12 protein-coding genes are annotated in these 14,174 nt (G+C 34.9%); 8 read left to right on the top strand and 4 right to left on the bottom strand.

Annotation, left to right across the window (positions count from 1 at the left end; genetic code table 11):
- Nucleotides 1–50: 50 nt before the first annotated feature.
- From ACFIME_RS05630 to ACFIME_RS05600, 7 genes are all read left to right on the top strand, one after another.
- Nucleotides 51–1,034, top strand: coding sequence for an RluA family pseudouridine synthase (locus ACFIME_RS05630; protein ID WP_375633788.1), 984 nt, complete (start codon nt 51–53; stop codon nt 1,032–1,034).
- A gap of 797 nt (nt 1,035–1,831) precedes the next feature.
- Nucleotides 1,832–2,557 (top strand): ATP-binding cassette domain-containing protein, encoded by a 726-nt coding sequence (locus tag ACFIME_RS05625; protein ID WP_375684629.1) that lies wholly within the window; start codon nt 1,832–1,834, stop codon nt 2,555–2,557.
- Entirely contained in the window at nt 2,499–2,852 is a 354-nt protein-coding gene (locus ACFIME_RS05620; protein WP_375684628.1) for a hypothetical protein, read from the top strand. Before ACFIME_RS05625 ends, ACFIME_RS05620 begins: the two co-directional genes overlap by 59 nt.
- Nucleotides 2,827–3,651, top strand: coding sequence for an ABC-2 family transporter protein (locus ACFIME_RS05615; protein WP_375634737.1), 825 nt, complete (start codon nt 2,827–2,829; stop codon nt 3,649–3,651). The genes ACFIME_RS05620 and ACFIME_RS05615 overlap by 26 nt, the downstream gene beginning before the upstream one ends.
- Entirely contained in the window at nt 3,635–4,423 is a 789-nt protein-coding gene (locus ACFIME_RS05610; RefSeq protein ID WP_375662247.1) for an ABC-2 family transporter protein, read from the top strand. Before ACFIME_RS05615 ends, ACFIME_RS05610 begins: the two co-directional genes overlap by 17 nt.
- Nucleotides 4,424–6,570: 2,147 nt before the next feature.
- On the top strand, nt 6,571–6,930 hold the full coding sequence (locus ACFIME_RS05605; protein ID WP_375684627.1) for a hypothetical protein: 360 nt from the start codon (nt 6,571–6,573) through the stop codon (nt 6,928–6,930).
- 543 nt (nt 6,931–7,473) lie between these two features.
- Nucleotides 7,474–7,839, top strand: a complete 366-nt coding sequence (locus tag ACFIME_RS05600) for a response regulator (protein ID WP_345096953.1) — start codon at nt 7,474–7,476, stop codon at nt 7,837–7,839.
- A gap of 310 nt (nt 7,840–8,149) precedes the next feature.
- Here the strand turns inward: ACFIME_RS05600 and rpsI are convergent, their stop codons facing one another.
- Together rpsI and rplM are read right to left on the bottom strand one after the other, a co-directional pair.
- Nucleotides 8,150–8,635, bottom strand: coding sequence for a 30S ribosomal protein S9 (rpsI, locus tag ACFIME_RS05595; RefSeq protein ID WP_015856545.1), 486 nt, complete (start codon nt 8,633–8,635; stop codon nt 8,150–8,152).
- A gap of 2 nt (nt 8,636–8,637) precedes the next feature.
- Complete coding sequence (rplM, locus tag ACFIME_RS05590; protein WP_015856544.1) at nt 8,638–9,102, bottom strand: 50S ribosomal protein L13; 465 nt, start codon at nt 9,100–9,102, stop codon at nt 8,638–8,640.
- A gap of 295 nt (nt 9,103–9,397) precedes the next feature.
- On the opposite strand from rplM, the gene recJ reads away from it, so the two are divergent.
- Nucleotides 9,398–11,182 carry a single-stranded-DNA-specific exonuclease RecJ gene (gene recJ, locus ACFIME_RS05585; RefSeq protein ID WP_375611494.1) on the top strand — a complete coding sequence of 595 codons (1,785 nt, stop codon included), beginning with the start codon at nt 9,398–9,400 and terminating at the stop codon, nt 11,180–11,182.
- 17 nt (nt 11,183–11,199) lie between these two features.
- Here recJ and parE read toward each other — a convergent pair whose 3' ends face one another.
- Together parE and lipB are read right to left on the bottom strand one after the other, a co-directional pair.
- On the bottom strand, nt 11,200–13,266 hold the full coding sequence (parE, locus tag ACFIME_RS05580) for a DNA topoisomerase IV subunit B (protein ID WP_375662449.1): 2,067 nt from the start codon (nt 13,264–13,266) through the stop codon (nt 11,200–11,202).
- Between the two features lie 81 nt (nt 13,267–13,347).
- Complete coding sequence (lipB, locus tag ACFIME_RS05575) at nt 13,348–14,085, bottom strand: lipoyl(octanoyl) transferase LipB (protein ID WP_375662448.1); 738 nt, start codon at nt 14,083–14,085, stop codon at nt 13,348–13,350.
- Between the last annotated feature and the right edge of the window lie 89 nt (nt 14,086–14,174).

Raw genomic sequence — 14,174 nt, 5'->3', positions numbered from 1 at the left:
TATAAAGGCGCAAAAATAGATCAATAAAATTATCAGGTAAGGGAATTTTCATGGCAGGCATAGAAATAAAAAAAGTTGAGGCAGATGAAAATGGAATGCGCTTAGATCGCTGGTTTAAAGTGCATTATCCAGGACTTGGTTTTGGAGCTTTGCAAAAATTGTTGCGTTCTGGTCAGATACGGGTTGATAGTGGACGTGTTAAAGCCGATACGCGTCTTTGTATAGGGCAAGCTGTTCGTATTCCACCTCTCCCTATTAATGACAAGGAAAATCTTTCAATAACGGATAAAACACTTCGTGGGCAGGATGATGGGACCGTTTTGAAAAAAATGCTGCTTTATGAAGATCCAAAGGTATTTGTTTTTAATAAACCAGCTGGGTTGGCTGTACAAGGAGGCTCTGGTTTAACACGTCATATGGATAGTATGCTTGAGGTATGGCGCAATAAAAAAGGTGAAAAGCCGCGTTTGGTTCATCGTCTTGATCGTGAGACGTCGGGTGTGCTTATTGTTGCGCGATCAAGGGGAGCTGCTCAGTCCTTAACTGCTGCTTTTAGAGCGCGAGAAACAAAAAAGACTTATTGGGCGTTGGTTCGGGGTGTGCCTAAAAAAAAGCAGGACAAAATTTCAACGTGGATGGTTAAGGAAATGACTGCACAAGGTGACAAAATGCGTGTTTGTGAACATGGGGAGCCAGATTCACATCATGCGGTTTCCTACTATCGCGTTTTAGATACGCGAGGGCGGGCTCTTTCGTGGCTTGAAATGGAACCCTATACAGGGAGAACACATCAGCTTCGTGTGCATGCTGCCCATATGGATCATCCGATCATTGGCGATACAAAGTATTTTTTTTCTGATAGTAATTGGACATTACCAGGAGGAATTCAAAATCGTCTTCATCTTCATGCACGTCGTATTCGTATTCCTCATCCTTCAGGAGGAATATTGGACATTGTTGCACCTTTACCACCTCATATGGTCCAAAGTTTTAATCTTTTATCTTTTAATGAGAGTGATGCTGAAACCAACTAAACAAACTTCATTTGTTCTTTTTGATTGATACAAATTTTGTCTATAAATTTGATAAGATGAATAGGGCATCATTTGAAGAAAGTTTTTGATAAGTCAATCGCTATGAGAAAATTGTGTTTTTGAGTGATGAAATTTTCGAATATCATGGCTTTCTTTCTACAGATCTTTATCCATAATTGATTGTATTGTTATTTTTGGATATGATGTATCGTTTAATAATCTGAGTTTATGAAGCTGCTCCTTTGAATTATCTACAGAGGTCATATATTGGGGAGGCGTGTCTGTTGAGGGAGATGAGTTAGATAAAATCTGAAAGATATTTACTAAAATAGTGAAAGCAATTTTAGTTTTTTCATGGGGAATAATGGAGGCATTTTATAGTAATGCTGAGGGAAAGTAGCCTCTCAAAAAATTCCTGTTGTCAAGGATTTTTGTTTTGTTATCAATGTGGTTTGATATGCTTATAGTATAGATTTATGCTTTGTATCTTTGCTTACACAATGAAGCCTTCTTAGCAAAGCTCTCCTTTCAATGACCAATTATTTTTCTACTTACTTAGTTTATCCAAAAGATTATCTTTCATAAAAGAAGAAATAAGTTTTTAGTATCTTAATGCTTCATTGAAGTGAACTCATCACATTGAAAAAATATCTAGACAAAAAATTGGAGATAAAACGTCAGGTGCGTTTTATTGCTCTAGGGAGGGCTTGAACACTTTTGTTTTTTCTAGTGAACAAAAACAGATATTTATTATGGGAACATTCAAAGGGGGGATAAGTTGAAATTAGGAGTGACTGATGGGATCATTATTGATTGACGTTAATAACGTCTCAAAAATATATCGCAACATTGACAGAGAAATTGGTTTTAAAAACAAGGTGTTTTCTCTCTTCAAGCCGGATTATACAAATCATTATGTGTTAAAAGATATGAGTTTCACCCTCTTTTCAGGGCAATCGTTAGCAATTCTTGGCCCTAACGGAGCGGGTAAATCGACACTGATTAAAATACTTTCTGGTATACAATACGCTGATGAGGGATGTGTTAAAGTCCTTGGTGTTGATCCTTATAAAGCGAAGAAAAATCTGTTCAAGTCTTTGGGTGTGGTCTTTGGTCATAAGAATTGTTTATGGTGGGATTTGCCCTTACGCTACAGTCTGGATATGGTTCAACCATTATATGGTCTTGAACGCGCCTCTTTTACCCGTGATCTTAAAGAGATCGCTGAGTTACTGGGTCTTGAGCATATTATGGATAAGCCAGTGCGGATGCTTAGTCTGGGTGAGAGAGTGAAAAGTGAATTGGCATTTAATCTCTCCTTTAGACCTAAACTGTTGTTTCTCGATGAGCCAAGTATTGGTCTTGATCTTACATCTAAGCATGAAATCAGGGAGCTTCTTAAAAAACTGAAAAGGGAGCGTGGCACTGGGTATATCATCACAAGTCATGATATGGGAGATATTGATGGATACGTCGATGATATTATTCTCTTGCATAAAGGAAAGAAAACAGTTTCATGGTAATCTTCATGCGCTTAAAAATGTCATTCCTTCTTTGGTGAGAATGACACTTTTTTGTGAACACTTGGCGGCACCTTCAGCTGTTGTAGAAAAAATTGATGAGATTGCGTTGAAATTATCTACTCCTTTAAAAGATAAGCACTTTAACGCTGAAGAATGCTCGCTGGAGGTTTCGTTGCCCCGTGAGGATTTTGCGCGTTTTGTACGCGAAATTACAACCAAATTGAACTGTACGTTCTCTGTATCCACTCCCTCGCTTGAAGAGATGCTCCGTGTTAAATTTAAAGAATTTATCTAACCACTGCTTTGGTATGTTTCTTTTTGCCAAGAATGGATTACTGACTGTTCTAAGTGATAGAGCAATGTTTTTTACCGATATTATCATTGGGACACTTTCGCCATTTGTTATTCAACTTCTATTATGGAATGCACTTTTCTCTGATACGGGCAACACCATAAATGGCTTTAGCTTTTATGATATGATGTATTATTATGCTTTTGCTTTAGTCCTAGGTCGCTTAAATAATGGTTATAATGTGATTAAGTTTTTCTCTCATCATGTTAAAGAAGGTCAATTAGAAGTATATCTTACAAAGCCCTTTAGTTATATGACACAAATGCTTTTTACTTTTTTAGGGGAGAGTGTATTATATAGCATTCCCTTATTGGCTCTTTTTGTTGTTAAGCTTGTTTTATCCTATGAAAATATTCTGGGATTGGTCATCGCTTTTCTGTTCTTTTTTCTGGTTGTTATTCTATCACAATTGCTTTGTTTTTTAATCTCTTTTGGAATTGCCTTATTAAGCTTTTGGGTGATTGAGTACAATATATTACTTTCTTTCAGTATTCTCAGTTCAGCGCTTCTTGGGGGTGTTCTTTTACCACCATCTTTTTGGCCGGTGTGGCTTATTCCGCTTATGCAATTTAATCCTTATCGTTTCATGATATCAGCTCCTGCCGAGTTTTTCGCGACGCAAAATTTAGCGTTGTTTCAGCAGTTTATTTTCGGAAGTTTTACTTATATTTTGTGTTTTTTATTCTTAATTTATATTGCTTGGAATAAAGGGATGAAAGCATATAATGGAGCAGGTGGTTGAGATGAAAATCATCCTTCATTTTATCAGTCTGAATATCCGCCGACAGATTGTTTATGGTAAGAATTTGGCTGGGGAGTTTATTCTTTCTCTATGCTATTATTTTATTCAATTCATATTTATTGATAGAATATCTTCTTTTTCAGGAAAGATCGGTAACTATAGCAGAGATGAAATCCATTTTATCTTTGTTGTCTTTGTTTTACTTGGAATATTTTTGAATATTTTTACTAATTCTATTGAAACGTTTTTTGAAAAAGTAGCGGATGGTAAAATTGAACCATACTTGATAAAGCCCGTTTCAATTTGGTTGTTGATGTTGTTTGGTTGGTGTAAACCTCTTAATTTGATCAAGCTCTTTGTCCTTTATGTTAGTGCCTATTTATTTGTATCATTACCGAATATTTCTGATCTTAAGCTAAGATGGATCTCTTTTATTGTTGCAATATTTTGTGTTTTTATCGTCAATATTTGTTTTTTCATGATGTTCAATTTTATAACATTTATTATTAGCAGTAAGATGCCTGTCGAATATTTTCATGAAATGATTTACGAGCTTTCATTTGTGCCAATAGGAATTTATCCTTTAAGCATCGTAAAATGGCTTTTGTTTATGCTTCCCATGGCTTTTTCTGCTTCCTTGCCTGTGTCATTGTTGCTTGGTAAAGACGAATGGAATATTGGATATCTTCTGTTGAGCGCTTTTCTTTCCATGGTCATGACTTTCATAAGTTATAAGAAAACAATGCGTAAATTTAATGGATTAGGGGGATAATATAAAAGTCATCATGATTATAAAAATAAAAAATTGAGTGAAAATTCTATCGTACTGTAAAATATCGTTATTTATGCTGGCGGTATAAGTCATGTAAAATTTACACATGAAGATTTTTTATTAGACATATTCATGCATAAAATCGGTTGTATTTCTATAGCTATGAGCAAAGAATTTACAATAAAAATCAGAGAGTTAAATTTCTTGGTTTTAGATTAGTTTGAGTTTAGATGGCTGCTTGATGACACAAGCCAATGGTAAGATGGTGTACAATATTAGTAGTGCTTTCTCCTCCGAGCAAAATTTATTTTTGTTGCGTTTATAGTGCTAAAAAATTGTCAAAGATGGGTAATTTTTATATGTGCAGAATGTGGTTATTCGTGCGGATTTTGTTGGTGCATTCAATATATTATTACATGGATGAGTTTTTGCTTAAACAATAAGAAAATTGACAGAATAAAGCTTTTAAGTTGCCCGATAGAAAGCTAAGAGCTTCGCCAAACAACATGATAGCAATTATCAAGACAACAATCACATAGAGATTTTTCAGCATGCTGAGCAGTCAAAATTCAGTTAATAATTGCTTGGAAATAAAAGGATCCACTAAGCCAAGCAGGAAAAAACGATGGCAACGCAACTGAGTTCAATAACATAATTAAATATATTTCTTTGTTGTTCTTGTAAATAAAGAGAATTATACTTGATTTTTCTTGTAAATTTCTTATTATATTTAATATAAAGATAATTATTATGTAATATTTTAGTGTTATTATAAATATTATTATTTAATTAAAAATATACAATTTAAACATATACAATATAAACATAATATATTTATATTATTTTAAATAGTTTATTTTAAAAAGTAATTAAATAATATATTATTTTGTAAAAAATATTTTCTATTTTTTAAATATTAATAAGCTCATTTTTCAATTTTTCTTAACAATGATAAGAGTAAAATGGAGTTTTACATACTCTTTTACAATAAATAAAAATTATACTTTAATCTGGTGTTGCTCTCTAAGCTTAGAGCTATACAGATGTTATTGCTTATCATTAATAAAACTAATGTGATTGATGGCGTAGAGATTACAAAGGGCTAAATTTTTTTGCATGTAATTCATATCTTTTACAAGACTTTAAAAATAACACAGAAAAAATGAGAGAGGAAGGAATAGTGAACAAGAGTGATAAGCTTTTTCATTTTCTAGTGTTATGATTACTTTTGTATTTTACGGTTCATTCATTGTATGTATGATCAATTCCAAAATTTTTATTTTAAGATTATAGTGAATCTATATTTTAGTCTGTTATTGAAGTGTTGTAGTGATTGAGATTAAAATATCACAATAGTGAACACTCTGATTTAATAGAGAAGATTGTTTGCTAGCAAATAATCTATCCATATCAACGTTATTTAAATTTTTTATGATTTATATTTTTAATCATTTTATCTTAAAGTCGTGGAATTATATTAATGTTAGAAAGTTATAATTCTGGAAGACAATGAACTTTATTAAAATTATTCCACGTTCTTGTAGAAACGCATGGCTGTGAAATCGTTGAAATGTGTAATAGCTTATGGCATTAGATTTGGCGCATTCACCAAAGTTATCCCTTATCTTACCTAATTTAGCTTTTTCAATCAAAGAGTTAAGCTGGTGCTTACGCTAATTGTAGCTGGGGCAAATATTTTTTCTCAATCTATACTAAGGAAAAATTATTTTATAAAAATATTTATTTTACTATATTATACAAAAAATAAAAATATTACGTGTAACAAAAAACAACATATTGATATTTTTTATATTATAAAATCATAATAATATTTATGATAATAAATCTAAATTTATAATAAAAACAATAAAATAATTTTATTTTTAATATATTTTTATCATTAAACATACATAATGTAAAGTATAAATAAAATAATTGACAATTATTAATAAACATGTAGCGGATATATTATAAGTGTAATATAATACAAAAATAACAATTAAAATAAAATTATTAATTAAATTTTGTATTATATTTTTATTATAAGAAGATAAATATAATTTATCGATATATGATGGAATGTTTTCTATTTAGAGGGGGCGGTAAAGAAAATTTATTTTATTAAATATTGTAATTAGGTGGTTATGATGAAAATATTCAAGCATTGTATAGTATGTTTTGTTGCAGTAGCGATTTTCTTTTCACAGATTTTAAGAGCCAATGCTGATTCTTTAAATGGTAGATTTCAAAATGCTGGTTTTATTTCTGTAATGACACAGGAAAATAGAGTTATTAAAGCTGTTGATATGGTTATTAGCCAGTTTGGAGGACAAGGGGGTGAGAAAAATGTCCAAAAAGTCGCGGGTTTAATGGGGATGGAGATAGCAATTTTTGCTTTAATCGCATATTTTGTATATTTCTTTACTAAAAAGCCGCCGAGTCCTAACAGAGAGACAGGTGGAAGAACATTCGATGCTTTTGCTCATAGTTCATGGGCTTTGAATTAAAAGATATTATCCTTGATAAACTTTGAATTATTCTGTTATTGAATGTTTTATATTAAATAAACCGTGATATTTAATCACGGTTTATTTATTTTTTTACTCTTAATGACATTGATAAGTTTATCCTTTTATATCATTAAGATATTGTTTTGTGGATGCCAGTATATGGTGCATTAAATTCAGCTAATCAGTTGCTTTTTAAATTTACTTAAATTTTTTCCTCTTCAAAATGCGCATTTGAGCTAAGTTTGTGGTTGATATTTTTTTATGATGAAAACGCGAATGCATTAATTGAGACATCCATAAACTTTGTATATCAACTCAAAAAATACAAGGTCACACAATCTTACGACTATTTGTGGGTTTTATGTTGATGAACTGAATAAGTATAGCGATGCGTCTTACAAATATTTGCAAAAATGCTTTTATTGGAATCTTTTAATCTCTTTGTGGTTTACAATTCATTTTATCATTTTATCTTAAGCAAAGAGAATGTGGATTCATTTCTATTTCTCTATTTTATCTGAGAAGGGTGGAGTTATACGAATGTCAAAAAAAGTCATGATCGTGGAAGATAATGAGCTTAATATGAAGTTATTTCGCGATCTTGTAGAAGCGAGTGGTTATGAAACCGTTGAAACGCGTAATGGTCTTATGGCATTAGATTTGGCGCGTTCATCAATGCCATCTCTTATTCTTGTGGATATCCAGTTGCCAGAGGTCTCTGGAATAGATGTTATTAAACAATTAAAAGAAGATGAAAAACTTCGATCAATCCCCGTTGTTGCTGTAACAGCTTTTGCTATGAAAGGCGATGAGGAGCGAATTCGTGCCAGTGGATGTGAAGAATATATGTCAAAGCCTATTTCTGTCCCTCATTTTATCACAATGGTAAAGCATTTCTTGGACTAAAGCTTGTTAAGTGATGATAGAAAAAACATTGAAAAGCTTATAAGATTGCTAAAGTCGTCGCGTAAATGTTTTTGTGCTTCAGCACGTGGATATATTCAAGTTAGTAAAACAGATTTTAAAAATTGAAACTGAAGTTTTGAATTTTTTCGGTCTATTTTTCTTGCCTTTTATCTTAAGAGAAGAGGTTGTTCTGCATTCTTGTTTTTTCTAATCGGTATAGATTTGTTCCTACATTCATCTAAAAGTCTGTTTTAGCAGTTTAAAAAAGCCCCGTTTTTGTCCGAGGCTTTATGCATTGCAAAAATTGAAATTAACGCTTTGAGAATTGGAAAGAACGACGTGCTTTTGCTTTACCGTATTTTTTACGTTCAACAACACGACTATCACGGGTAAGAAACCCACCTTTTTTCAAGATTGAGCGAAGTTCTGGTTCGTAATAGGTTAAAGCTTTGGAAATGCCATGGCGCACTGCACCGGCTTGTCCGGAAAGACCACCGCCTGCAACGGTTGCAATAATATCAAACTGGGTATCCCTATTTGTTGCAACAATTGGTTGACGAAGAATCATTCTAAGAACAGGACGAGCAAAATATTTGTCAAATTCCTTATTGTTGATCGTGATTTTTCCAGAACCTGGTTTAATCCATACACGTGCAACAGCGTCTTTACGCTTTCCTGTTGCGTAAGCACGTCCTTGTGAATCAAGCTTTTGCACGTGAACAGGAACAACATTTTCATGTGTTTCTGTAATACTTGTTACTATGCTAAGCTCAGAAAGAGAATTAATTTCAGCCATAATCAAGCAATCCTTTTGTTTTTGCGGTTTAAAGCACCAACGTCAAGAGATTCAGGCTGTTGTGCTTCATGTGGATGTTGGCTTCCAGCGTAAACACGTAGATTCTTCAATTGACGGCGACCAAGAGGTCCACGAGGAATCATACGCTCTACCGCTTTTTCAATAACGCGTTCGGGAAAACGCCCCTCAAGAAGTTGACGTGCTGTACGTTGTTTGATTCCACCAATATAGCCGGTATGCCAATAATATTTTTTATCCGTATATTTTTTGCCAGTGAGAGCTATTTTATCTGCATTAATGACAATAACGTTGTCACCATCATCAACATGTGGAGTAAATGTAGCTTTATGTTTGCCACGTAAGCGGTTAGCAACAAATGTGGCAAGACGACCTAAAACAAGGTTTTCTGCGTCAATAATAACCCATTTTTTCACCACTTCAGTTGGCTTTTGTGAAAAAGTTGCCATAGAAGTATCCTTTATTAGAACCCTTTTAATATAAGGGAATTTTTACTGTTTTGCGTTGAAAATTGTTACCATAGCGAAATATTTAACGCATACTACTTGCTCTGATATAATGTCTTTTGATTGACGTCAAGAGAAAATAAAAACTTTATAAAACAACATGTTATGAGAAAGGTATTATAATACTACATTAAAGAAGTTTGTGGACCATTTAAATTTAAAATGAATGTTGCAAAAGACTATTTTATCTTTAACGCATGATTGTATTTTATCGTTCTTCATTATAAAATAAGTAATAATGCAGTGGTCTCGTTATTTTCTCAATGTTGAATCTTCTGCTTGTGGTCAAGCTTGGTTAGATGCCCTTGATGTTCAAGGGATAAATAATGCGCGCGCTATTTCTCAAAAATTTGGTTTTCCAGATCAGTTAGCTCGAGTACTTTCAGCAAGAGATGTGGATGAAGCTGAGGCTGTTGCTTTTATTAATCCAACATTACGTACGCTTATGCCTGATCCAGAAAGTTTTAGAGATATGCAATGCGCTGCAGAGCGTATTGTTAAGGCTCTTCTCAATCAAGAACAGGTTGCTGTTTTTGGTGATTATGATGTTGATGGTGCTTGTTCTTCAGCACTCATAGCGCGTTTTTTTCGTTATTTTGGTATTGAAGTCAAAATTTATATTCCTGATCGTATTGTTGAAGGCTATGGTCCGAATGAACAAGCAATGAGGATGCTTGTGCAAGAAGGTGCTCGGTTAATTATCACTGTTGATTGTGGCGCAAATAGTCCAGATGCGGTAAAAGCAGCGAGGCTTGCTGGTGCTGATGTTGTGATTTTAGATCATCATCAAATGTCAGAGATTCATCAAGAAGCTGTTGCTCTTGTCAATCCTAATCGTCCTGATGATTTTTCTAAACAGGGGCATTTATGTGCAGCTGGCGTTGTTTTTGTTACGTTAGCTTGGGTTCATCATTTGCTGCGGAAAAAACAATTCCAAGGACCGCTGCCTGATCTTTTAAGTATGCTTGATCTTGTTGCATTGGCAACCATATGTGATGTCGTTCCATTACAGGGGGTTAACCGTGCTTTTGTGTTAAAAGGGCTTCAAGTTGCTCGTTCTATGCATAATCTAGGAATAACAGCTTTAACAAAGGTTGCACGAATAGGGGAGCCGCTTAATAGTTTTCATTTAGGTTTTTTATTAGGTCCTAGAATTAATGCAGGAGGGCGCATTGGTGATCAAGCTTTGGGAGCACGTTTGCTTAGCTGTGAGAATAAAGATGAAGCGGACAGAATAGCAGAACAATTAGATCGGCTTAATCAAGAACGCCAAGAAATGGAGAACATTCAATTAGCACAAGCGGAATCTTACATTTCTTCTCTTTATCAAGATCAAGAAATACCATTGTCACTTGTGATTTCTCATAAAGAATGGCATCCGGGAATTATTGGTATTCTTGCTTCCCGTCTCAAAGAGCGTTTTTTTTGCCCTGTTTTTGCTATTGCTTTGAAAGAAGATGGAAATGGCGTAGGGTCGGGACGCTCAATTAATGGTATAGATTTAGGAGCACTCGTTCGTGAAGCTGTTACATTAAATTTATTAGAAAAAGGAGGGGGACATAGTATGGCAGCAGGAATTACAATTCAATCAACAAAAATTGAAATTTTTCGAAAATGGCTAGAAGAAAAAGTTTCTTTAATGGTTTCACAGTTGCGTGCAAAAAAATCTCTTAGTATAGATGGTTCTCTTTCTGCTTCTGGTGTTAATGAAGCGCTGTTTGAATTGCTTGAAAAAGCAGGGCCATTTGGGGCAGGGAATGCAACACCTGTTTTTGTTCTTCCCTCTCATCGACTGGTGAATCTATCTGAAGTTGGTAAAGGACATCTTCGCCTCATTGTATCTAATGTTGAAGGAAAAAAACTACAAGGAATAGCTTTTCGTGCTGTAGGGACATCGCTTGGTGATTTTCTTTTTGAAAATATTGGTGAAATGATTCATTTAGCTGGTCATCTTAGTTTGAATTATTGGAATGGAACGATCAATCCGCAACTGCGCGTGATTGACGCAGCTGCAGTGGTTTGACAGGGATATTTTTTACATTAGATGTCTAGATTAGAAGCAAAAGTAGAGTTTTCTTGTATGAAACGAAATCGTGCTTCTGGTTTTGTTCCCATGAGACTTTCTACAGTCTTTTTCGTTTCTTGCATTTCCACGGCATCAATAGAAACACGAAGCAATGTACGTTTTTGAGGATGCATAGTCGTTTCTTTAAGTTGTTCTGCGCGCATTTCACCCAGCCCTTTAAAACGCCCGATTTCGATTTTAGCTTTTCCAGTAAATTCAGTTTTGAGCAATTCATCCTTATGAATGTCGTCACGAGCATAAGCAACTTTTCCTCCTTGCGATATTCTATAAAGGGGAGGGACGGCAAGATATAAATGTCCCTGATGAATAAGGTCAGGCATTTCTTGAAAGAAGAAGGTAATGAGCAGTGACGCAATATGAGCACCATCAACATCAGCATCTGTCATGATGATAATACGTTCATATCTGAGATCTTTTTCACGATACTTGGAGCGTGTTCCACATCCAAGAGCAAGGATAAGATCGCTAATTGTTTGGCTTGAGTTCATTTTTTCATGTGCAGCATTGGCGACATTTAAGATTTTACCACGAAGAGGTAAAATTGCTTGGTTTGCTCTATTTCTTGCTTGTTTAGCAGATCCTCCTGCAGAATCTCCTTCAACAATGAATAGTTCAGCACCCAAAGCATGGTTCTGGCTACAATCTGCAAGTTTACCGGGCAGACGTAATTTACGGACAGCAGTTTTTCGACTTATTTCTCTATCTTGGCGTCGTTTAACACGTTCTTCAGCACGTTCAATAACCCAATCGAGAAGTTTTGTTGCTTCTTGTGGGGAATTTGCTAACCAATGATCAAAAGGATCGCGGATTGCATTCTCAACGATACGCTGTGCTTCAATGGTTGCTAATCGATCTTTTGTTTGTCCAACAAATTCAGGGTTACTGATAAAGACTGAAAGTATTGCGGCTGTTGAAATCATAATATCGTCAGACGTAATAATCGTTGCGCGCTTGTTTCCTATTAACTCAGCGTAGGATTTCAATCCACGCAAAAGAGCTTGACGTAATCCTATTTCATGTGTTCCGCCTTCTCCTGTAGGAATCGTATTGCAGTAAGATTGCACACAAGAATCACCACCATGCCAAGCGATAGCCCACTCAACGGAGCCATGGCCATTATTGTGTTGTGTTTTGCCAGAAAAAATTTCTGACGTTACTCGATATTCATCTTTTAGTGACGAAAGTAAATAGTCTTTAAGCCCATCGGGAAAATGAAAAACAGCTTTTTCAGGAATATTTTTTGCGCCTTCAAGTATGACGGGATCACAAGACCAGCGAATTTTTACGCCACCAAAAAGATAGGCTTTGGAGCATGTCATCTTATAGATTTTTTCTGGATCAAAAGCTGCTTTTTCACCAAAAATTTCATGATCAGGATGAAAACGAACGCGCGTACCACGACGATTATAAACATCTCCCAGATCTTCCAATCCAGATTGAGGAATACCACGTGAGAAACGTTGGCGGTAAAGTTTTCGTTCTCGTGCAACTTCAACTTCCATATCATCAGAAAGAGCATTGACGACAGAAATTCCTACTCCATGAAGTCCACCTGCAGTTTGATAAGCCTTTCCATCAAATTTTCCCCCTGAGTGGAGTTGTGTCATAATAACTTCAAGAGTCGATTTCTCAGGCATTTGAGGATGATTTTCAACAGGAATACCGCGTCCATTATCTGTAACGGTTATATAACCGTTCCTATCTAATGAGACCTCAATAGAATCTGCATAACCCGCAACAGCTTCATCCATCGCGTTATCAATAATTTCGGCAAATAAATGATGAAGCGCTTTACTGTCTGTTCCACCAATATACATTCCAGGGCGTAAACGTACAGGCTCTAAACCCTCAAGAACTCGAATAGAGAGGGCATTATAGTCATCTTCTTGCGTATCTTTTGCACTTTTTCTTGAAATCATCGCGTTTGATTTCATTGGAGACTGCAGAGTGTTTTCTTTTGTATTTACCCGAGATTGGGCTTTATTTAAAACACTAAAAAGATCCTTTTTGTTATCGCTCATAGCGTTTAACTATCCACCTCATAAAATCAAATATTTATTAAAATAATTTTATGCCTGTTTTTTATTTAAAAATCAATGCACTTAGGAAACATCGATTGTTGGGCCAAAAATTTGTTCAAAAGCGTGTTTGAGAGCAATATCAACATCATGCATTGCTACATGGCAACCGAGATTAAGAAAGCTTGTTACACCGTGGTTTGTAATTCCACAAGGAACAATTCCTGAATAATGGGCTAAGTTAGGATTAACATTGATAGAAACTCCATGAAAACTTATCCATTTGCGCACTCGAATGCCAATAGCTGCAATTTTATCTTCGGAAGAAAGATCATTTTGTTTTGATGGGCAATGAGACTGTTTAACCCAGACACCAACGCGATCTTCTCTGCGTTCGCCTTTAATATTAAAGTTGGCAAGCATCTGTATGATCCATTCTTCTAATGCACTAATGAAAGCACGAATGTCTTGTTTTCGGCGTTTAAGATCAAGCATGATATAAGCAATACGCTGTCCTGGACCGTGATATGTAAATTCACCTCCACGTCCTGCTTCATAAACAGGGAATAAATTAGGCGCTAAAAGATCTTTTTTATTTGCACTCGTTCCCGCTGTATAAAGGGAAGGGTGTTCAAGAAGCCAAACTTGTTCATGCGCGGTTTTTGCAAGAATTTTTTCTACACGTTCTTGCATATAACGCAGAGCTTCAGGATACTCAACTAGATGATCACTTATCTTCCATTCAACGGGTGGATTTCCTAGAATTGCATTAAAATGATGTGATAAGTGATTACGATCCGTATGTTTCAATTCAAATGTCATTGGTAATATTTATCTTGATGTTTGAGTTTATTTTGTAATCAATAAAAGTGATTACAGAGTAAGGTATAGAATTGTTGAATAAAAGAGAA

The sequence above is a fragment of the Bartonella sp. AP1QHHD genome, assembly GCF_042196265.1.
Lineage (GTDB): Bacteria > Pseudomonadota > Alphaproteobacteria > Rhizobiales > Rhizobiaceae > Bartonella.
This window is presented reverse-complemented; position numbering and strand designations above follow the sequence as displayed.

Coding starts and splice junctions, on each gene's coding strand:
- recJ (WP_375611494.1), top strand. CDS start 9,398: ATGCAGTGGTCTCGTTATTTTCTCAATGTTGAATCTTCTGCTTGTGGT.
- rpsI (WP_015856545.1), bottom strand. CDS start 8,635: ATGGCTGAAATTAATTCTCTTTCTGAGCTTAGCATAGTAACAAGTATT.
- ACFIME_RS05620 (WP_375684628.1), top strand. CDS start 2,499: ATGGATACGTCGATGATATTATTCTCTTGCATAAAGGAAAGAAAACAG.
- rplM (WP_015856544.1), bottom strand. CDS start 9,102: ATGGCAACTTTTTCACAAAAGCCAACTGAAGTGGTGAAAAAATGGGTT.
- ACFIME_RS05610 (WP_375662247.1), top strand. CDS start 3,635: ATGGAGCAGGTGGTTGAGATGAAAATCATCCTTCATTTTATCAGTCTG.
- ACFIME_RS05605 (WP_375684627.1), top strand. CDS start 6,571: ATGAAAATATTCAAGCATTGTATAGTATGTTTTGTTGCAGTAGCGATT.
- ACFIME_RS05630 (WP_375633788.1), top strand. CDS start 51: ATGGCAGGCATAGAAATAAAAAAAGTTGAGGCAGATGAAAATGGAATG.
- ACFIME_RS05600 (WP_345096953.1), top strand. CDS start 7,474: ATGTCAAAAAAAGTCATGATCGTGGAAGATAATGAGCTTAATATGAAG.
- parE (WP_375662449.1), bottom strand. CDS start 13,266: ATGAGCGATAACAAAAAGGATCTTTTTAGTGTTTTAAATAAAGCCCAA.
- lipB (WP_375662448.1), bottom strand. CDS start 14,085: ATGACATTTGAATTGAAACATACGGATCGTAATCACTTATCACATCAT.
- ACFIME_RS05625 (WP_375684629.1), top strand. CDS start 1,832: ATGGGATCATTATTGATTGACGTTAATAACGTCTCAAAAATATATCGC.